Genomic DNA, 23,075 nt, shown 5'->3' with positions numbered 1-23,075 from the left:
CCCCCGTTCCCCCCGCGTCCCCGAGGTGACTTCGAATGCCTGACGAAAGCAAGTACCTCGAGTACTTGAAGCGGCTCACGGCCGACCTGCGCACCGCCCGCCGGCAGCTGCGCGACGTCGAGGAGCGGGACACCGAGCCGATCGCCATCGTCGCGTCGAGCTGCCGCTTCCCGGGTGGGGTGCGCAGCCCGGAGGACCTGTGGGAGCTCGTCACGACCGGCGGCGACGCGATCGCGGACTTCCCCGGCGACCGCGGCTGGCAGCTCGAGCCCGGTCGTCACGATGGACACAGTGTGCCGCAGGGCGGATTCCTTTACGACGCACCGAAGTTCGACGCCGGGTTCTTCGGCATCAGCCCGCGTGAGGCGCTGGCCGTCGACCCGCAGCAGCGCGTCCTGCTCGAGGTCGCGTGGGAGGTTTTCGAGCGGGCAGGCATCCCGGCGGACGCCGTCCGCGGCTCGGACACCGGCGTCTTCATCGGCGCGGCGTCTTCGCAGTACGGCGCGGGCAGCGGCGCGGAGCTGGCGGGGCTCGCGGGGCACCTGCTCACCGGCAACGCGACCAGCGTCGTCTCGGGCCGGTTGGCCTACACCTTCGGGCTGGAGGGCCCGGCGGTCACTGTGGACACCGCGTGCTCGTCTTCGTTGGTGTCACTGCACTTGGCGGTGCACGCGCTGCGCACCGGCGAGTGCTCGATGGCATTGGCCGGCGGCGTGACCGTGATGGCGCACCAGGGCACGTTCGTCGCCTTCGACAGCCAGCAAGGGCTTTCTCCGGACGGGCGCTGCAAGGCGTTCGCCGCCGCGGCCGACGGCACCGGCTGGGCCGAGGGCGCCGGCGTCCTGTTGCTGGAAACGCTTTCCGACGCCCGCCGCAACGGCCATGACGTCCTCGCCGTCGTGCGCGGCACCGCGGTCAACTCCGACGGCGCGTCCAACGGCCTGACCGCCCCGCACGGCCCGTCCCAGCGCCGGGTCATCCGCCAGGCGCTGGCCAACGCGCGGCTGTCCGCGGCGCACGTCGACCTGCTCGAAGCGCACGGCACCGGCACGAAGCTGGGTGACCCGATCGAGGCGCAGGCGCTGCTCGCCACCTACGGTCAGGAGCGCGAGCCGGGGCTGCCACTGTGGCTGGGCTCGCTGAAGTCGAACCTGGGCCACGCCCAGGCCGCGGCCGGCGTCGGCGGCGTGATCAAGCTGGTCGAGGCGTTGCGGCACGCGAAGATGCCGCGCACCCTGCACGTCGACGAGCCGACCCCGCACGTCGACTGGGCTTCGGGTGCGGTCGAGCTGCTCACCGAGGAACGCGACTGGCCGGAGACCGGACGTCCCCGCCGCGCCGCGGTCTCCGGTTTCGGGATCAGCGGGACCAACGCGCACGCGATCCTGGAGGAGGCGCCGCCCGCTCCGGTCGCTTCGGAGTCCGAGGACGCCGAGGTCGTCGTCATCCCGCCGCGCCCGCTGCCGTCGCCGCTGCCGGTGCTGGTGTCCGCCCGCAGCGCGGAGGCCCTGCGCGCACTCGCCGGGGATTTCGTCACCCACCTGACCGCGCGGCCCGAGCTGGGGCTCGCTGACGTCGCGTTCTCGGCCGCGGCCGGTCGCTCTTCCCTGGAACACCGGGCCGTCCTGCTCGCCGAGGACCGCGACGCGCTGCTCACCAGCCTCGCCGCGCTGGCGGGCGACACCGCCGCGCCGGGCTTGGTCCGCGGGGTCACGGCCGTGCGTGGCCGGCTGGCGTTCCTGTTCACCGGTCAGGGCAGCCAGCGGGCTGGTGCCGGGCGCGAGCTGTACGCCGCGTTCCCGGAGTTCGCGGCCGCGGTCGACGAGATCTGCGCCGCGTTCGAGTCCCACTTGGACAGTCCACTCAAGACAGTCCTGTTCGACGAGACCGGTCTGCTCGACCGGACCGAGTACACCCAGGCCGCGCTGTTCACCCTCGAAGTGGCGCTGTTCCGGCTGCTGGCGCACTTCGGCGTCACGCCGGACTTCCTGGTCGGCCACTCGATCGGCGAGGTGGCCGCCGCGCACGTCGCCGGGGTCTGGTCCCTGACGGACGCCGTGACGCTGGTCGCCGCGCGCGGCCGCCTGATGCAGGCGCTGCCGTCGGGTGGCGCGATGGTGGCGCTGCAGGCGACCGAGGCGGAGGTTTCGGTATATCTGTCAGACCGTGTGACCGTTGCGGCGGTGAACGGTCCGGACTCGACGGTCATCTCGGGTGACGAGGACGCGGTGCTCGCGGTCGCCGCGCAGTTCGCTGAGTTGGGCCGCAAGACCAAGCGCCTGGTCGTAAGCCACGCGTTCCACTCGCCTCTCATGGACCCGATGCTGGCGGAGTTCCGCGGTATAGCGGAGTCTCTGTCATACGGTAAGACGGTTATACCGATAGTCTCGAACGTCACCGGCGCCCCGGCCACCGCGGCCGAGCTGGCCGACCCGGAGTACTGGGTGCGGCACGTGCGTGAGGCCGTCCGGTTCGCCGACGGCATGCGCACGCTGACCGCGAAGGGCGTCACGACCTTCCTCGAGCTGGGTCCGGACGGCGTGCTGTCCGCGCTCGGGCGCGAGTCCGCCGGCCCGGACGCGGTGTTCGCCGCCGTGCTGCGGGCCGGCCGTCCCGAGCCCGGCTCGGCGCTGGCCGCGCTCGCCGCCGTCCACGTGCGTGGCGTCGCCGTGAACTGGCCGGTGCTGTTCGAGGGTGCCCGGCGGGTCGAGCTGCCGACCTACCCGTTCCAGCGGGAGCACTACTGGATCGAGCCGAGCGCCTCCACGCCGGCCGCCACCGCCGAGGACTCCGGCTTCTGGCAGGCCGTCGAGAGCGGCGACCCGGCCGCGCTCGCCGCCACGCTCGACCCGGGCAACGCGCAGCTGGCGTCGTCACTGGGCGAGGTCCTGCCCGCACTGGCGTCGTGGCGCGACCGCCGCCGCGAAGAATCCACTGTGGACGGCTGGCGGTACCGGATCTCCTGGACCCCCAAGCCGACCGCGACCGCCGAGCTGACCGGCACTTGGCTGGTCGTCGGGCCGCCCGGCCCGCTCACCGACTCGGCCGTCGAGGCCCTGGCCGCACACGGCGCGCGAGTCCACTGGATCGCCGACGCGAGCGAACTGCCCGGCAACTTCGCCGGTGCGAGCGGCCCGTCCGGCGGCCTCGCCGGTGCGAGCGACCTGTCCGGCAACCTCGCCGACGCGAGCAAACTGCCCGGCGGCCTCGCGGGTGCGAGCGGCCTGGCTGGGGACCTCGGCGGTGCAGGCGGCCTGGCTGGCGAACTCACGGGTGCGAGCGACTTGGTTGACGGCCTCGCCGGTGCGAGCGACCTGGCTGGCGCGAGCGGCCAGGCTGCCGACATCGCCGACGCGACCGAACTCCCCGGCAACCTCACCGGTGCGAGCGGCCCGTCCGGCAACCTCACCGGTGCGGGCGGCCCGTCCGGCGGCCTCGCGGGTGCGAGCGACCTGTCCGGCAACCTCGCCGACGCGAGCGATCTGGCCAGCGACCTCGCCGACGAACCGCTCGCCGGTGTGCTCTCCCTGCTGGCGCTCGACGAGACCCCGGACCCCGCGCACCCCGGCCTGACCACGGGCCTGACCGCCACGATCGAGCTGATCCAAGCCCTCGGCGTCACCGCGCCGCTATGGCTCGCCACCTCCGGCGCCGTCGCCACCGGCCGCGCCGACCGGGCCGTCTCCCCGGCCCAGGCGCAGGTCTGGGGCCTCGGCCGGGTGCTCGGCCTGGAGGAGCCCGGCCGCTGGGGTGGGCTCGTCGACCTCCCGGCCGAACTCGACGCCCGCGCCGGCGCCCGGCTGGCCGCGGTGCTCGCCGACGCCGGCGAAGACCAGGTCGCCGTGCGTGCCAGTGGCGTGTTCGCCCGCCGTCTGGTCCGGGCCCCGGCGACGCCGGTGCGCTCCTGGGCCCCGCGCGGCACCGTCCTGATCACCGGCGGCACCGGAGCCCTTGGTGCGCAGGTCGCCCGCCGCCTTGCCGCCACCGGCGCGGAACGCCTGGTGCTTACCGGCCGTCGCGGCCTGGACGCACCGGGCGCGGCTGAGCTGCGCGACGAACTCACCGCGCTCGGCGTGGACGTCGTCGTCGCGGTGTGTGACGTCGCCGACCGCGACGCCCTGGCCGCGCTGCTCGCCGAACACCCGGTGACGTCGGTGTTCCACGCCGCCGGTGCGACCGGTTCGGCGCAGTTGCACGAGACGTCCCTTACGGCGTTCGCGGAACTGTTGCGTGCCAAGGTGCTCGGCGCGGCCAACCTCGACGAGCTCGTCGGCGACGTCGACGCTTTCGTCCTGTTCTCCTCGATCGCCGGGGTCTGGGGGAGTGGCGGGCAGGCCGCGTACGCGGCGGCGAACGCCCACCTGGACGCCCTGGCCGAGCAGCGCCGTTCGCGCGGCCTGGCCGCGACGGCGATCGCTTGGGGCCCGTGGGCCGGCGGTGGCATGGTCGAGGGTGACGGCGAGCAGCAGCTGCGCCGTCGCGGCCTGCCGCCGATGGCCGCCGAGCCGGCGCTCGCCGCGCTGGCCGGCGCGCTCGACGGTGACGAGACCACGGTGACCGTCGCCGACGTGACCTGGGCGTCCTTCGCGCCCGGGTTCGCCGCGGCCCGCCCGCGTCCGCTGCTCGCCGAGCTGCCCGAAGCGGTCGCCGCGCTGACCGGCGGGCCCGCCCGCACCGAGTCCGGGGCCGGTGCCGAACTGCGTGTGCGGCTCGCCGCGCAACCGTCCGAAAAGGACGCTCTCGGCGTGCTCGCCGGGATCGTCCGCGCCGGCGTCGCCGCCGTGCTCGGCTTCACCTCGGTGGCCGACGTGCGCGACGACCGCCCGCTGGCCGACCTCGGTTTCGACTCGCTCACCGCCGTCGAGCTGCGCGACCTGCTGGCCACCGAGACCGGGCTGAACCTGCCCGCGTCGCTGGTCTTTGACCGGCCGACGCCGGAGCTGCTCGCGGCGCACCTGCACGCCGAGCTGATCGGCGACGCGCCGGTCGCCACCGTGGTAACCAAGTCCACTGTGGACGATCCGATCGCGATCGTGGCGATGAGCTGCCGGTACCCCGGCGGCGTCACGTCGCCCGAGGACCTCTGGCGCCTGGTCGAAGGTGGCCTCGACGGCATCGGCCCGTTCCCGGCCGACCGCGGCTGGGACCTCGACGCGCTGTACGACCCCGACCCGGACAACCCGGGCACCAGCTACACCCGCGAAGGCGGCTTCCTGCCCGCGGTCGGCGGGTTCGACGCGGCCTTCTTCGGCATCTCGCCGCGCGAAGCGCTGGCCATGGACCCGCAGCAGCGTGTGCTGCTGGAGACCGCGTGGGAGGCGTTCGAGCGCGCGGGCATCGACCCGCGTTCGGTGCGCGGCAGCCGGTCCGGCGTGTTCGTCGGCTCGAACGGCCAGGACTACGCGGCCCTCCTGATGCGCTCCGGCAACGCCGGCGAGGGTTACCTCGCCACCGGCAACGCCGCCGCCGTCGTGTCCGGCCGGCTGGCCTACACGTTCGGCCTCGAAGGCCCCGCGCTGACCGTCGACACGGCGTGCTCGTCGTCGCTGGTCGCGCTCCACCTGGCCGCCCAGGCGCTGCGCAACGGCGAGTGCGAGCTGGCGCTGGCCGGCGGCGTCACGGTGATGACCACGCCGACCGCTTTCGCCGAGTTCTCCCGCCAGCGCGGCCTGGCCGCCGACGGTCGCTGCAAGTCCTTCGCCGCCGCGGCCGACGGCACTGGCTGGGGCGAGGGAGCCGGACTTCTGCTGCTGGAAAGGCTTTCCGACGCGCAGCGCAACGGTCACCCGGTGCTCGCGCTCGTCGCGGGCAGCGCGGTCAACTCCGACGGCACGTCCAACGGCCTCACCGCGCCCAACGGCCCGGCCCAGCAGAACGTCATCCGCCAGGCGCTCGGTGCGGCCGGCCTCACGACGTCCGATGTGGACACCGTGGAGGCGCACGGCACCGGCACCGTGCTCGGCGACCCGATCGAGGCACAGGCCCTGCTGGCCACCTACGGCCGCGACCGCGACGGCGAACCGCTGTGGCTGGGCTCGCTGAAGTCGAACATCGGGCACACCCAGGCCGCGGCCGGAGTCGGCGGCGTGATCAAGACCGTCCTCGCCATGCGGCACGGCGTCCTGCCGCGCACGCTGCACGTCGACGAGCCGACCCCGCACGTCGACTGGACGTCCGGTGCGGTCGAGCTGCTGACCGAGCCGCGGGCGTGGCCCGAGACCGGACGTCCGCGCCGCGCCGGCGTGTCGTCGTTCGGAGTCGGCGGGACCAACGCGCACACGATCATCGAGCAGGCACCGGCGACCGAGCCGAACCCGGAACGCGGCGCCCGGCCGTCACTGGCGCCGGTCGTGCTGTCCGCACGGACGCCGGACGCGCTGCGGGCGCAGGCGGCGGCCTTGACCGTCGATGCCGACCTGGGCGACCTCGCCTTCTCCCTGGCCACCTCGCGGGCGGCGCTCGATCACCGCGCGGTCGTCACCGGTGAGACCGCCGAAGACATCGAGCGTGCCTTGCGGGCGCTGGCCGAGGACCGGTCCGACGCCGCTCTCGTCCGCGGTGAGGCCGGCGGCGGGCTGGCGTTCCTGTTCACCGGCCAGGGCAGCCAGCGAGCCGGGATGGGCAGTGAGCTGTACGCAACCCACCCGGTCTTCGCCGACGCGCTCGACGCGGTGTGCGCGGAGTTCGACACGCACCTCGACCGTCCACTGCGGACGGTCCTGGTCGAAGACTCCGCCTTGCTGGACCAGACCGCGTACACCCAGGCCGCGTTGTTCGCGGTCGAGGTCGCACTGTTCCGGCTGGTCGAGTCCTGGGGCCTGCGGCCGGACTTCCTGGCCGGGCACTCGATCGGCGAGCTGGCCGCGGCCCACGTCGCCGGGGTGCTGTCGCTGGCCGACGCGGTGACGCTGGTCGCCGCCCGGGGCCGGCTGATGCAGGCGCTGCCATCGGGTGGCGCAATGGTCGCCATCCAGGCGACCGAAGACGAGGTCACCCCGCACCTGACCGAGCGCGTGAGCATCGCCGCGCTCAACGGTCCGAACGCGACGGTCGTCTCCGGCGACGAGGACGCCGTGCTGGCCGTCGCCGCGCAGTTCGCGGACCGCAAGACCAAGCGCCTGACCGTGAGCCACGCGTTCCACTCGCCGCTGATGGACCCGATGCTCGACGAGTTCCGTGCGGTCGCCCGGTCCCTGACGTTCGCCCCGCCGCGCATCCCGATCGTCGCCGGTGACGTCACCGACCCGGAGTACTGGGTCCGGCACGTCCGCGACGCCGTCCGGTTCGCCGACGGCATGCGCACCCTGGCCGACCACGGCGTCACGACGTTCCTCGAGCTGGGCCCGGACGGCGTGCTGTCCGCGATGGGTCAGGACTGCGTCGCCGACGGCACCTTCGCGCCGCTGCTGCGGTCCGGCCGTCCGGAGCGCGACACCGTCGCCACCGCGCTGGCCACCGCGTACGCCCACGGCGCGAAGATCGACTGGGCCGGGCTGTTCGCGGGCGCCGACGTCCGCCGGATCGACCTGCCCACCTACCCCTTCGAGCACACGACGTTCTGGCCCGAGCCCGCCACCGCCCAGGTTTCGGGCAGCGAAGACGCCGGGTTCTGGCAGGCCGTCGAAACCGGCGACGCGGACGCGCTCGCCGCGACCCTGAACCTGCCCGCCGGTTCGCTCGCCGACGTCCTGCCCGCGCTCGCCGGCTACCGCCGCCGCGGCCAGGACAAGTCCACTGTGGACTCCTGGCGCTACCGGATCGAGTGGCTACCGGTGCCGTCGGACACGACCCCGGAGCTGGCCGGCCGCTGGCTGCTGGCCGGTCCCGACACCCTCGGCGTCACCGCCGCCCTCACCGCGCACGGCGCCGACGTCGAGCCGCTGACCCCGGCGACGCTCGACGGCCCGGTCGCCGGCGTCGTCTCCCTGCTCTCGCTGGACGAGCAGAACGGCCTCGCCGCGACGCTGGACCTGGTCCGGACCCTGGCCGCGCACGAGGTCGCGGCCCCGCTGTGGCTGGTCACCTCGGGCGCCGTCGGCACCGGCCGCGCCGACCGGCCGCGCAGCGCCACCCAGGCGATGACCTGGGGGTTCGGCCGCGTCGTCGGCCTGGAGTACCCGCAGCACGGCGGTGGCCTGATCGACCTGGACACCACGCTGGACGAGCGCGCCGCCACCCGGTTCGCCCGGGTGCTGGCCGACGGCACCGAGGACCAGGTCGCGATCCGCGCCACCGGTGTGTTCGGCCGGCGCCTCACGCACGCCGCCCCCGCCACCACGGCCTGGACGCCGCGCGGGACCGTGCTCGTCACCGGCGGCACCGGCGCGCTCGGCGCCCACGTCGCCCGCTACCTGGCCGCGGAGGGCGTCGACCGGCTGGTGCTCACCAGCCGTCGCGGCCTGGACGCACCGGGCGCGGCCGAACTACGTGACGAACTCGCCGAGTCCGGTGTGGACATTGTCGTCGTAGCCTGCGACGTCGCCGATCGCGACGCGCTCGCCGCGCTGCTGGCCGAGCATCCGGTGAACGCCGTCGTGCACGCGGCCGGCGCGGGCGACCCGGCGCGGCTCGCCGACCTGACGCGGGACGGGCTCGCCGCCGTCGTCGAGGCCAAGGTCACCGGCGCGGCCAACCTCGACGAACTCGTCGGGGACGTCGACGCCTTTGTGCTCTTCTCGTCGATCGCGGGAGTGTGGGGGAGTGGCGGCCAGGCCGCCTACGCCGCTGCAAACGCTTTCCTCGACGCGCTCGCCGAGCAGCGGCGCGCCCGGGGCGTCCCGGCGACCGCGATCGCCTGGGGCCCGTGGGCCGAGGGCGGCATGGTCGGCGCCGAAGCCGAGGCCGACCTGCGTCGCCGTGGCCTGCCGGCGCTCGCACCCGAACTCGCCGTCACGGCGCTGACCTGCGGCGACGCCGCTGTCGTGATCGCCGACGTCGACTGGGCCCGCTTCGCTCCCGGTTACCAGCTGGCCCGGCCGCGGCCGCTGATCGGCGACCTGCCCGAGGTCCGCGCGCTCGACACCACTCCGGCGGCCGGGGACCGGCCCGCGCTCGTCACCCGCCTCGCGCCGCTCGCCCCCGCCGAACGCGAGCGCGCTCTGCTCGACGCCGTCCGCGCGGAGGCCGCGCTCGCGCTCGGGCACGCCGGCCCGGACGCCACCGCCGCGGTGCCGGCGGCCCGCGCGTTCCGCGACCTCGGCTTCGACTCGCTGACCGCGGTCGACCTGCGCAACCGCCTCACCGCGGCGACCGGGCTCGCGCTGCCCGCGTCGCTCGCCTTCGACCACCCGAACCCCGAGGCGCTCGCCCGGCAGCTCGACGCCGAGCTGTTCGGTGCCGTCCACAATGGACCTGAAACCCCGGTCGCGACTGTGACCGGCGACGATCCGATCGTGGTCGTCGCGATGAGCTGCCGCCTGCCCGGCGGCGTGCGCAGCCCGGAAGACCTCTGGGACCTGGTCGTCTCCGGCGGCGACGCGGTGACCGAGTTCCCCGCCGACCGCGGCTGGGACCTCGGCGCGCTCTACCACCCGGACCCGGCGCACCCCGGCACGTCCTACGCCCGTACCGGCGGTTTCCTGCACGACGCGGGCGACTTCGACCCCGCGTTCTTCGGTATCAGCCCGCGTGAAGCGCTTTCGATGGACCCGCAGCAGCGGCTGCTGCTGGAGACGTCGTGGGAGGCGTTCGAACGGGCCGGCATCCCGGCGGAGTCCCTGCGGGGGAGCCGGACCGGCGTGTTCGTCGGCTCGAACAGCCAGGACTACGCGACCTTGCTGATGGTCGCGCGGCAGGACGCCGAGGGGTACGTCGCCACCGGCAACGCCGCGAGCGTCGTGTCCGGCCGGCTCGCCTACACCTTCGGGCTGGAAGGCCCGGCCGCGACGATCGACACCGCGTGCTCGTCTTCGCTGGTCGCGGTGCACTGGGCCGCGCAGGCGCTGCGGGCCGGCGAGTGCTCGCTGGCGCTGGCCGGCGGGGCGCTGGTGATGGCCACGCCAGGCACGTTCATCGAGTTCTCACGCCAGCGCGGCCTCGCCGCCGACGGCCGCTGCAAAGCGTTCGCTGACGCGGCCGACGGCACCGGCTGGGGCGAAGGCGCCGGAATGCTGGTGCTGGAACGGATTTCCGACGCCCGTCGCAACGGCCACCCGGTCCTCGCGGTCCTGCGAGGCTCGGCGATCAACTCCGACGGCGCGTCCAACGGCCTCACCGCACCCAACGGCCCGGCCCAGCAACGCGTGATCCGCCAGGCCCTCGCCGCGGCCGGACTGTCCACTTCGGACGTCGATGTCGTCGAGGCGCACGGCACCGGCACCACGCTGGGTGACCCGATCGAAGCGCAGGCCGTGCTGGCCACCTACGGCCGTGACCGCGACGGCGAGCCGCTGCTGCTGGGCTCGCTGAAGTCGAACATCGGGCACACACAGGCCGCCGCCGGCGTCGCCGGGATGATGAAGATGATCCTGGCGATGCAGCACGGCACCGTGCCGAAGACCCTGCACGTCGACGCGCCGTCGTCCCAAGTGGACTGGACGGCGGGAGCGGTCGAGCTGGTCACCGAGGCCCGCCCGTGGCCCGAGGTGAGTCGTGCGCGCCGCGCCGCCGTGTCGTCGTTCGGCATGAGCGGCACCAACGCGCACGTGGTGCTGGAGGAGGCCCCGCCCGCCGACCAGACGCCGGTGGTCTCGGTGCCGATGGCGCCGTGGGCGCTGTCCGCGCACACCGCCGAAGCCCTGCGCGAGCAGGCCGCCCGGCTGCTGACGCACCTGGACACCGGCGGCTGGGAGCCCGCGGACGTCGCGTATTCGCTGGCCACGACCCGGTCGCGGCAGCCGCACCGCGCGGCCGTGCTCGGCACCGATCGCGAGACGCTGCTGGCCGGGCTGGCGGCTCTGGCCGCGGGCGAGCCGTCGGCCCTCACCGGCGTCGCCGGGGAAGGCCGGCTGGCGTTCCTGTTCACCGGCCAGGGCAGCCAGCGGGTCGGGATGGGCCGTGAGCTGTACGAGGCGCACCCGGTGTTCGCCGACGCGCTGGACGCGGTGTGCGCGGAGTTCGACACGCACCTGGACCGTCCACTGCGGACTGTCCTCTTCGAGGCCTCCGAGCTGCTCGACCAGACCGCCTACACCCAGGCCGCGCTGTTCGCACTCGAGGTCGCCCTGTTCCGGCTGGTGGAGCACTACGGCCTCCGGCCCGACTTCCTCGCAGGCCACTCGGTCGGCGAGCTGGCCGCGGCGCACGTTGCCGGAGTCCTGGCGCTGACGGACGCGGTGAAGCTGGTCGCCGCACGGGGTCGTCTCATGCAGGCGCTGCCGTCCGGTGGCGCGATGGTCGCGATCCGGGCGACGGAGGCCGAGGTCTCGGTATATCTGTCTGACCGTGTGACCATCGCCGCGATCAACGGCCCGGCCTCGACCGTGATCTCCGGCGACGAGGACGCCGTCCTGGCGGTCGCGGAGCACTTCGCCGACCGCAAGACGAAGCGGCTCACCGTGAGCCACGCGTTCCACTCGCCCCTGATGGACCCGATGCTGGCCGAGTTCCGCGGTATAGCTGAGTCTCTGACATACGGTCAGTCGGTTATACCGATCGTCTCGAACGTCACCGGCGAACTGATGACCGAGTTCGACGCGGACTACTGGGTCCGGCATGTGCGTGAGGCCGTGAGGTTTGCCGACGGCATGCGGACCTTGGCCGACCGCGGGGTGACGACGTTCCTGGAGCTGGGCTCGGACGGCGTGCTCTCTGCGATGGGGCAGGACTGTGTCACCGACGCCGTCTTCGCGCCCGTGCTGCGGAGTGGCCGGTCCGAGGAGCAGGCGTTCGCCCACGCTCTCGGCCAGGCGCACGTCCGCGGCCACGTCCCGGACTGGGCCACGGTCCTGGCCGGCGCCCGCCGGATCGACCTGCCCACCTACGCCTTCCAGAACCGCCGCTACTGGCCGGAAGTCGAGCTGCCCAATGGGTTCGAGACCTCTTCGGACGATGCCGAGTTCTGGACCGTCGTCGAGGCCGACGACGCCACCGCGCTCGCCACGACCCTCGCCATCACCGAGCGCGACGCCGAGACCCTGCTGCCCGCACTGGCGAACTGGCGCCGGTCCGGCCAGGAGAAGTCCACAGTGGACTCCTGGCGGTACCGGATCACCTGGCAGCCGCTGACCGATCTGCCCGCGCCGGTGCTGTCCGGCACCTGGCTGCTGCTCGCCCCCGCCGGCCACCCCCTGCCCGGGGTGCTGACCCGCTACGGCGCGGAGACCGTCGTCGTCGAGCCCGCGGCCCGCGAATCCCTGGCCGTCGAGATCGCCGGCGCCGTCTGGGAACGCGAGATCGCCGGCGTGCTTTCGCTGGTCACGGCCGACGACCCGGCCACCGCGTCCGCGCAGCTGCTCGACGTGCTGCGGGCGCTGGGTGACGCCGACGTCGCCGCGCCGCTGTGGGTGGCGACCGAAGGCGCCGTCTCGACCGGACGCGCCGACCGCGTCCGCGCCGCCGGCCAGGCCGCCGCGTGGGGCCTGGGCCGGGTCGCCGGCCTGGAACTGCCGCAGCGCTGGGGTGGCCTCGTCGACCTGCCGGAGGTGCTCGACGAGCGGGCCGGCGCCCGCCTCGCCGGGGTGCTCACCGGTACCGAAGACCAGGTCGCCGTCCGCGGCTCGGGTGTCCACGTCCGCCGGCTCGTCCGCGCCGGTAAGTCCACAACGGACGTCTGGAGGCCGCGAGGCACCGTGCTCGTCACCGGCGGCACCGGTGCCTTGGGTGCGCAGGTCGCCCGCTGGGCCGCGGAAAACGGCGCCGAGCGGCTCGTCCTGACCAGCCGTTCCGGGCTCGCCGCGCCAGGTGCCGAAGCCCTGCGAGACGAACTCGGCGTCGACGTCGTGATCGCCGCCTGCGACGTCACCGACCGCGACGCCGTCGCCGCTCTGATCGCCGAACACCCCGTGGACGCCGTGGTGCACGCCGCCGGCGTCGACCGCCCGACGCCTCTGGCCGACGGCGACGCGGCCGAGTTCGCCGACGTCCTGGCCGCCAAGGTCGCGGGCGCGGCGAACCTCGACGCCGTGCTCGGCGAGACCGCGCTGGACGCGTTCGTCCTCTTCGCCTCGATCTCCGGGACCTGGGGTTCCGGTGGTCAGGGCGCGTACTCGGCGGCCAATGCCTACCTCGACGCGCTGGCGCAGTCCCGCCGCGACCGCGGCCTGACCGCGACCGCCGTCGCCTGGGGCCCCTGGGACGGCGGCGGCATGGCCTCGCGCGGCGACGCCGCCGACCAGCTGCGCCGCCGCGGCCTCGAGCCGATGTCCGCGACGCTCGCGGTTCGCGCGCTCGCCCAGGCCGTCGGCGCCGGCGAAACCGCGCTGGTCGTGGCCGACGTCGACTGGGCGCGGTTCGCGCCGTCGTTCGCCGCGGCCCGCCCGCGTCCGCTGCTCGACACGATCCCCGAGGTCGCCGCCGCACTGGCCGGCGACGAAGAGCCTGCCGAGACGTCCGAGTTCGCCCAGCAGCTGGCCGGGCTGGCCGACGCCGAGCGCGAGCGGGTGCTGCTGGACCTGGTGCGCACGCACGCGGCCGCCGTTCTCGGCCACGCCGGCGTCGCCGAGGTCGAGCCCGCGAAAGCCTTCCGCGAGCTGGGCTTCGACTCGCTCACCGCGGTCGAGCTGCGCAACGCCCTCGGCACCGCGACCGGCCTGCGCCTGCCCGCGACGCTGGTGTTCGACCACCCGACGCCGGCCGTCCTGGCCACGCACCTCGCCACGCTGCTGCTCGGCGGCGAGGCCGTCGCGCGGACCGCGGTCAGCACCGTGCGCGACGCCGACGATCCGATCGCGATCGTGGCCATGAGCTGCCGGTACCCCGGGGGCGTCCGCTCGCCGGAGGACCTCTGGCGGCTGGTGGCCGACGGCCGCGACGCGGTGTCCGAAATGCCCGGCGACCGCGGCTGGAACCTCGACGCGCTGTACGACCCGGACCCTGAGAGCGAAGGCACGTCTTACGCCCGCGAAGGCGGTTTCTTGCACGACGTGGCCGAGTTCGACGCCGACTTCTTCGGCATCTCGCCGCGCGAAGCGCTCGGCATGGACCCGCAGCAACGGCTCCTGCTCGAGATCACCTGGGAGGCGTTCGAACGCGCCGGCATCGACCCGAAGGCGGTGCGCGGCACCGAGGTCGGCGTCTTCGCCGGCACCAACAGCCAGGACTACGCGGCGCTGCTGATGACCGCGCCGCAGGGCGCCGAGGGGCACGTCGCGACCGGCAACTCCGCCAGCGTCGTCTCCGGCCGGCTCGCCTACACCTTCGGGCTCGAAGGCCCGGCCGTCACGGTCGACACGGCCTGCTCGTCTTCGCTGGTCGCGCTGCACCTCGCGGCGCAGGCCCTGCGCAACGGCGAGTGCTCGCTGGCCCTGGCCGGCGGGGCCCTGGTGATGGCCACCCCGGGCACGTTCGTCGAGTTCTCGCGGCAGCGCGGCCTCGCGCCGGACGGCCGCTGCAAGGCGTTCGCCGCGGGCGCCGACGGCACGGGCTGGGGCGAGGGCGCCGGGATGCTGCTGCTGGAGCGGCTGTCCGACGCGCGCCGGCACGGCCACCCTGTGCTCGCGCTGGTGCGCGGGACGGCGATCAACCAGGACGGCGCGTCCAACGGCCTCACCGCGCCCAGCGGCCCGGCCCAGCAGCGCGTCATCCGGCAGGCACTGGCCAACGCCGGCCTGGCTGCTTCGGACGTCGACGCGGTCGAGGCGCACGGTACCGGCACAGTGCTCGGCGACCCGATCGAGGCCCAGGCGCTGCTGGCCACCTATGGCCAGGACCGGTCCGAGCCCTTGTTCCTGGGGTCGCTGAAGTCGAACATCGGCCACACGCAGGCGGCCGCGGGTGTCGGCGGGATCATCAAGATGGTCCAGGCGATGCGCCACGGCGTGTTGCCGAAGACGCTGCACGTCGACGAGCCGTCGCCGCACGTCGACTGGACCGCGGGTGCGGTGTCGCTGCTGACCGAGGCGCACGACTGGCCGTCGGTGGACCGCCCGCGGCGGGCTGCGGTGTCGTCGTTCGGCATGAGCGGGACCAACGCGCACGCCGTCATCGAGCAGGCGCCGGACTCCACTCAGGCGCCGAACCTCACGACGGACGCCCAGCCGGTCGGCCGGGTGCCGCTGCTGGTGTCGGGCACCGACGCCGAGGCCGTCCGGGCGCAGGCCCGACAGTTGCTCGCGCACTGGGACGCCGCTCCGCACGTGACGCCGGCCGAGCTGGCCGTCGCGTCGGCGACCACCCGGGCCGCGCTGCCCGCCCGCGCCGCGCTCCTGGCCACCGGCCGCGACGAACTGCGCGCCGCCCTCGGCGCTCTCGGCCGCGGTGAAGCCGGAGCCGTCACCGGCACGGCGTCCGGCGGCCGGCTGGCGTTCCTGTTCACCGGCCAGGGCAGCCAGCGCGTCGGGATGGGCCGCGAGCTGTACGCGGCCTACCCGGTCTTCGCGGACGCCCTGGACGCGGTCTGCGCGGAGTTCGACACGCACCTGGACCGTCCACTCCGGACGGTCGTCTTCGAGGACTCCGCTCTGCTCGATCAGACCGCCTACACCCAGGCCGCGCTGTTCGCGATCGAGGTCGCCCTGTTCCGGTTGCTGGAGCATTGGGGCCTGCGACCGGACTTCCTGGTGGGCCACTCGATCGGCGAGCTGGCCGCAGCCCACGTCTCAGGTGCGCTGTCCCTGTCCGATGCGGTGACCCTGGTCGCCGCGCGGGGTCGCCTGATGCAGGCGCTGCCGACCGGTGGCGCGATGGTCGCGATCCAGGCGACCGAGGACGAGGTTTCGGTATATCTGTCTGACCGTGTGACCATCGCCGCTCTGAACGGCCCGACCTCGACGGTGATCTCCGGCGACGAGGACGCGGTGTTGGCGGTCGCCGCACACTTCGCGAACCGGAAGACCAAGCGCCTCACCGTCAGCCACGCCTTCCACTCACCGCTGATGGACCCGATGCTGGACGAGTTCCGCGGTATTACGGAGTCTCTGTCATACGGTAAGACGGTTATACCGATCGTCTCCAACGTCACCGGTGAGCTGATCACCGAGTTCGACGCGGACTACTGGGTGCGCCACGTGCGCGAGGCCGTGCGATTCGTCGACGGCATGCAGACGTTGGAAGCGGCCGGGGTCACGACCTACCTCGAGCTGGGCCCGGACGGTGTGCTGACCGCACTCGCCCAGGACTGCGTAGCCGGCGGGGTGTTCGCCCCGGCGCTGCGGGGTGACCGTCCCGAGGAGGACGCGCTCATCGCGGCCGTCGCCACTGCGCACGTCCACGGCGTTTCGCCGGACTGGGCGGCGGTGGCCGGGGGCCGTGGTGGCCACGTCGATCTGCCGACCTACGCGTTCCGGCGCCGTCGGTTCTGGCCCGAGGCCGCGGCGCCGGCCGAGCCGGTGGCCGGGACCGAAGCCGAGCGCGAGTTCTGGACCGCGGTGGAGAACGCCGACCTCGGCCGCCTCACCGGCACCCTCGCGCTCACCGGCGACGAGCCGTTCAGCGAGGTCCTGCCCGCCCTGTCGGCCTGGCGCCGGCAGCAACACACCGAGTCCACAGTGGACAGTTGGCGGTACCGGGCGACTTGGCAGCCCTGGACGGACCTCGGCGAACCCACGCTGTCCGGCACCTGGCTGGTCTCCGACGGCGGCACCGCCGTGTCCGACGCCGTGACCCGGGCCGGTGCGGACGTCGTCCGGATCACCCTGGACGAGACCCTCGCCGCGCAGCTCGCCGACGTCGGCGAGGTGGCGGGCGTGCTGGCGGTGCTCACCGAAGACGACAGCGACCTCGCGATGCCGGGCAGCCTGAAAGCCGCCCTGACGGCGGTCCAGGCCGGCGTCGACGCCCCGCTGTGGGTGCTGACCAGCGGCGCCGTCTCGACCGGCCGGGCCGACCGGCTGCGCAACGCCACCCAGGCGATGGCCTGGGGCCTCGGCCGCGTCGCCGCGCTCGAACTGCCCCAGCGCTGGGGCGGGCTGATCGACCTGCCCGAGGACTTCGACGAGCAGGCCGGCGCCCGCCTCGCCGGGGTCCTCGCCAGCGGCTTTGGCGGTACCGGCGGTGCCGCTGGCAACCGCGGCACCGGCGGCATTGGCGGCGCCAGCGGCAATGGCCGCAACGGCGAGAACGGCAGCAACGGTGGCGAGGACCAGGTCGCCATCCGCGGCTCCGGCGCCTACGTGCGCCGCCTCGTCCGGGCGCCGCGACCGGCTGCCACCACGTCGTGGACGCCGCGCGGGACCGTCCTGGTCACCGGCGGTACCGGGGCCCTGGGTGCGGAAGTCGCCCGCTGGGCGGCCAAGAACGGCGCCGAGCGGCTGGTGCTGACCAGCCGCCGCGGCCTCGACGCACCCGGAGCCGCGCAGCTGCGCGATGAACTCGCCGAGTCCGGTGTGGACGTTGTGATCGCCGCCTGCGACGTCGCCGACCGCAACGCCGTAAAGACCCTGCTGGCCGAGCACCCGGTGGACGCCGTGGTGCACACCGCGGGTGTCGACTTGCCGACCGATCTGACCACTGTGGACACCGAGGCGTTCGCCGACGTGCTGTCCGCGAAGGTGCTCGGAGCGACCCACCTGGACAGCCTCGCCGGCGACGTGGACGCGTTCGTCCTCTTCTCCTCGATCTCCGGCGTGTGGGGCGCGGGTGGGCAGGCCGCCTACTCGGCCGCCAACGCCTACCTCGACGCGCTCGCCCAATCACGCCGCGACCGCGGGCTGCCGGCCACGGCCGTCGCCTGGGGACCGTGGGCCGGCGGTGGCATGGCCTCGCGCGGTGACGCGACGGCCCACCTGCGCCGCCGCGGTGTCACGCCGATGCGGCCGGAGACGGCGATCGCCGCGCTCGCCCAGGCGGTGAACCAGGAACCGGCCGTGGTCGTGGCCGATGTGGACTGGACGCGGTTCGCGCCGTCGTTCGCCTCGGTCCGCCCGCGTCCGCTGCTCGACGGCGTGCCCGAGGCTCGGGCCGCCCTCGCCGCGGCCGAGGCCGGGCCGGTGCCCGGCGACGACACGTTCCGCACCCGGCTGGCCGGCATGGGCCGCGCCGAACAGGACCGGACGCTCGTCGCGCTGGTCCGGACCGAGGCGGCCGCGGTGCTGGGCCACGACAGCGCGACGGCGATCGAGCCCGGCCGGGCGTTCAAGGACCTCGGCTTCGACTCGCTGACCGCCGTCGAACTCCGCAACCGGCTCGCCACCGCGACCGGTGTCCGGCTGCCCGCGACTCTCGTCTTCGACCACCCGAACTCCACCGCGCTGGCCGCGAGCCTGCGGGCGGATCTGGTCGGCGACACGGCGACCACCGTCGTGGAGACCGTGTCCACAGTGGACGACGACCCGATCGCCATCGTGGCGATGAGCTGCCGTTACCCCGGCGGCGTGCGGTCGCCGGAAGACCTGTGGCACCTGGTCGCCGACGGCATCGACGCCGTCTCCGAGTTCCCCGCCGACCGCGGCTGGGACCTCGGCACGCTGTACGACCCGAGCCAGGAAGCGCCCGGAACGAGCTACGCCAAGGAAGGCGGCTTCCTGAACGGTGCGGCGGACTTCGATCCGGCGTTCTTCGGCATCAGCCCGCGCGAGGCCCTGGCCATGGACCCGCAGCAGCGGTTGTTGCTGGAGACGTCGTGGGAGGCGTTCGAGCGCGCGGGCATTCCGCCCGAGGCGTTCCGCGGCAGCCGGACCGGCGTGTTCGCCGGCACCAACAGCCAGGACTACGCGGCGCTGCTGTTCGGCGCGGCGGAGAACACCGAGGGCTACGTCGCCACCAGCAACGCGGCGAGCGTCGTCTCCGGCCGGCTGTCCTACACGTTCGGCCTGGAAGGCCCGGCGCTGACGGTCGACACGGCGTGCTCGTCGTCGCTGGTCGCGGTACACCTCGCCGCCCAGGCGCTGCGGCAGGGCGAGTGCGAACTCGCACTGGCCGGCGGTGTCCTGGTCATGGCGACCCCGGGCACGTTCATCGAGTTCTCCCGCCAGCGCGCGCTGTCGGCGGACGGCCGCTGCAAGGCCTTCGCCGAGGCCGCCGACGGCACGGGCTGGGGTGAAGGCGTCGGCATGCTCTTGCTGGAGCGGCTGTCCGACGCGCAGCGCAACGGTCACTCGGTCCTGGCGATCGTCCGGGGGAGCGCGATCAACCAGGACGGTGCGTCCAACGGCCTGACCGCCCCGAACGGTCCCGCGCAGCAGCGTGTGATCCGTCAGGCGTTGACCAGTGCCGGTCTGTCCACTTCGGACGTCGACGCCGTCGAGGGTCATGGCACCGGAACCATCCTGGGCGACCCGATCGAGGCGCAGGCGCTGCTGGCGACTTACGGCCAGGGCCGCGAGACACCGTTGCTGCTGGGGTCGTTGAAGTCGAACATCGGACACACGCAGGCGGCCGCGGGTGTCGGCGGGATCATCAAGATGGTCCAGGCGATGCAGCACGGGCGGCTGCCGAAGACGCTGCACGTCGACGCGCCGTCGTCCCAAGTGGACTGGAACGCCGGTTCGGTCGAGCTGCTGACCGAGGCCCGCGAGTGGCCCGAGGTGGGACGTCCGCGCCGTGCCGGCGTCTCGTCGTTCGGCATGAGCGGCACCAACGCTCACGTCATCCTCGAACAAGCCCCCGAAACCCCTGAGACCACTGCCTCGGAGACACGGCCGGCGCTCCTGCCCTGGGTGCTGTCCGCGCGCAGTGCCCCGGCGCTGCGAGCCAGGGCTGCCGAACTGGTCGCCGACGTCGATCCGCTGGACCTCGCGCACGCTCTCGCCACCCGGCGCGGCGCGCACGAGCACCGCGCGATGATCGTCGCACCGGACCAGGAGACGCGGCTCGCCGCGCTGACCGCGCTCGCCGCCGGTGCCGCCGCGCCCGGCCTGGTCGAGGGCACGGTCGGCAACGGGGCACTGGCGTTCCTGTTCACCGGGCAGGGCGCGCAGCGTGCCGGGATGGGCCGGGAGCTATACGCGGCGCACCCGGCGTTCGCGACCGCGTTCGACGCCGTCTGCGCTCACCTCGACCAGCACCTGGATCGTCCACTGCGGACGGTCGTGTTCGCCGCGCCCGGCTCGGACGACGCGGCGCTGCTCGACCACACCGGCTACACCCAGCCCGCGCTGTTCGCCATCGAAGTCGCGCTGTACCGGCTGCTCGAGAGCCTCGGCGTGACGCCCGGCTTCGTCGCCGGGCACTCCATCGGCGAACTGGCTGCCGCGCACGTCGCCGGGGTGTTCGACCTGGCCGACGCGGCCGCGCTGGTGGCGGCTCGCGGCCGACTGATGCAGGCCCTGCCGTCCGGTGGCGCGATGGTCGCGATCCAGGCGAGCGAGGACGAGGTCGTGCCGCTGCTCACCGGCGGCGTGGCGATCGCCGCGGTCAACGCTCCACAAGCGACAGTGGTGTCCGGCGACGAGCAGGCTGTACTGGATCTGGCCGCCGGATTCGGGGCCGCCGGGCGCAAGACCCGGCGGCTCACCGTCAGCCACGCTTTCCACTCGCCGCGGATGGACCCGATGCTGGCGGAGTTCCGGGCCGTCGCCGTACGCGTCACCTACGCGCCGCCGCGGATCCCGCTGGTGTCCACAGTGACCGGTGAGCCGGCGACCGAGTTCGGCGCGGACTACTGGGTCGGCCAGGTCCGCGAGGCGGTGCGTTTCGCGGACGCGGTCCGCGCTCTGGAGACGGCCGGCGCGACGACGTTCGCCGAGATCGGCCCGGACGGCGTGCTCAGCGCGATGGCCGCCGAGTCGTTCACCGGCGTGACCGAGGACCCGGTCGTGACGCCGGCCCTGCGCGGCGACCGGCCCGAGGCCGACGCGTTCGCCGCCGCCCTGGCCAGGCTCTACGTCCGCGGGTTCGCCCCGGACTGGGACGTCGTCTTCGCCGGCACCACGCCGCGCCGGGTCGACCTCCCGACCTACCCGTTCCAGCACGCCCGCTTCTGGCCCACGGCCGCGCCCGTTCCGGAAAAGGCTTCCGCGGGCGACGACGAGTTCTGGACGGCCGTGCGCCAGGGTGACTTGTCGACACTGCCGGGGTTCCCCGCAGACGCACTGCAGGAAGCGCTGCCCGCGTTGACCGAGTGGCACGAAGGCCGCCGGGAACAGTCCATCGTGGACTCCTGGCGCTACGGCGTCCGCTGGGTCCCGTTCGAGACCAGCGCCTCGCCGATGCTCAAGGGGACGTGGCTGGTCGTCGGCGTGCCCGGCGACGAGCGCACCGCTCCGATCGCCGACGCGCTGGAAACGCACGGCGCGAAGGTCGTCGGCATCGACGTCGACCCGCACGCGGCGTTCGCGGACCAGCTGCTGCTCGCCACCGCCGGGCACGAGTTCGCGGGCGTGCTTTCGCTGCTCGGCACCGCCGAGGGCGCGCACCCGGAGCACCCGGTGCTGCCCACGGCGGTGGCCGGCACGGTCACGCTTGTCCAAGCCCTGGCTGAAATCGGACTCGTTGCTCCTTTGTGGATCGTCACCCGCGACGGCGTCGACCGGCCGGAACCGGCGCAGGTCTGGGGCCTCGGCCGGGTCGTCGCGCTGGAGTACCCGCAGCGCTGGGGCGGTCTGGTCGACCTGCCGGAGCGGTTCGACGAGCGCGCGGCGACCCGCTTGGCCGCGGTGCTCGCAGGCGATCGCGACGGGGAGGACCAGGTCGTGATCCGGTCGTCCGGGACGCTGGCCCGCCGGCTGGAACGGCGGCCGCGCACCGGCACCGGTACCTGGACCCCGCGTGGCACGGTGCTCGTCACCGGCGGCACCGGCGCCCTCGGTGCCCGGGTCGCGCTGTGGCTGGCGAAGAGCGGCGCCGAGCACCTGGTCCTGACCAGCCGCCGGGGCGCGGACGCGCCCGGCGCCGCCGGACTGACCGCCGGGCTCACCGGGCTGGGTGCCCGGGTGAGCGTGGTCGCCTGCGACGTCGCCGACCGCGACGCCGTGGCGAGGTTGGTCGACGAGTATCCGCCCAACGCCGTCGTGCACGCTGCCGGTCTGGACGTCCCGGTGCCGCTGCCCGAGGTCACGCCGGCGCTGTTCGCGCAGGTCCTGGCCGGGAAGGTGGCCGGCGCGCGGCACCTGGACGAGCTGCTCGGCGACACCCCGCTCGACGCGTTCGTGCTGTTCTCCTCGATCTCCGGGATCTGGGGCAGCGGCGGCCAGCCGGCCTACGCGGCGGCCAACGCGAGCCTCGACGCGCTCGCCGCGTCCCGGCACGCCCGGGGCCTGGCGGCCACCGCGGTCTCGTGGGGTCCGTGGGCCGACGGCGGCATGGCGCAGGGCGCACCCGAAGAGCACCTCCGCCGTCGCGGCCTGCCCGCGATCGCGCCGGACGCGGCGATCACCGCGCTCGGCCAGGCCCTCGCGGACGGCGACCCGCAGCTCACCGTCGCCGACGTCGACTGGGCGCGGTTCGCTCCGGCGTTCGCGGTGAGCCGGGCGCGGCCGCTGCTGACCGGTGTGCCGGAGGCGGCGAAAGCCATGGCCCCGGCGGAAGAACCGGTCGCCGTCGGCGAAACCGCTTTCAGCCGGCTGCTCGCCGACGCTCCGGCGTCCGAGCGGCAGGACGCGCTCACCGGGGCGATCCGGCGGGAGGCCGCGGCCGTGCTGGGCCACACCGACGGAGTCGAGCAGGTCGGCCCGAACCGGGCGTTCCGCGAGCTCGGGTTCGACTCGCTGACCGCGGTCGAACTCCGCGACCGGCTCGCCACCGCCTCCGGGCTGCGGCTGCCGGCGACGCTGGTCTTCGACTACCCGACGCCGTCCGCGCTGGCCGCGCACCTGCTGGCCGGGCTGGCCCCGGACGCCGGTTCGTCGCTGCTGGACGAGCTGGAACGCCTGGAGACGGCGTTGGCCACCGCCGACGTTCCGTCCGGAGTGGACGATCTGCACGGCGCGGTCGCCGCCCGGCTGCAGGCGGTGCTGGCGCGCTGGAACGACCGCCGCGCCGCCGAGCCGAAGGTGACCGCCGCGCAGCAGCTGAGCGACGCGAGCGCGGACGAACTCCTCGAATTCATCGACAACGAGCTGGGGATGTCATGACGGGCACGAACCGTCCACTGGGGAATGAGG

At 74.2% G+C, this 23,075-nt stretch carries 1 protein-coding gene; it reads left to right on the top strand.

The genetic code is table 11. The annotated features are described in order from the left end of the window. The first annotated feature begins 35 nt into the window (after positions 1–35). Entirely contained in the window at positions 36–23,045 is a 23,010-nt protein-coding gene (locus OG570_RS43885; RefSeq protein WP_326954597.1) for a type I polyketide synthase, read from the top strand. The last annotated feature ends 30 nt before the right edge of the window (positions 23,046–23,075 follow it).

It is taken from the genome of Amycolatopsis sp. NBC_01286 (genome assembly GCF_035982555.1).
Lineage (GTDB): Bacteria > Actinomycetota > Actinomycetes > Mycobacteriales > Pseudonocardiaceae > Amycolatopsis.
This window is presented reverse-complemented; position numbering and strand designations above follow the sequence as displayed.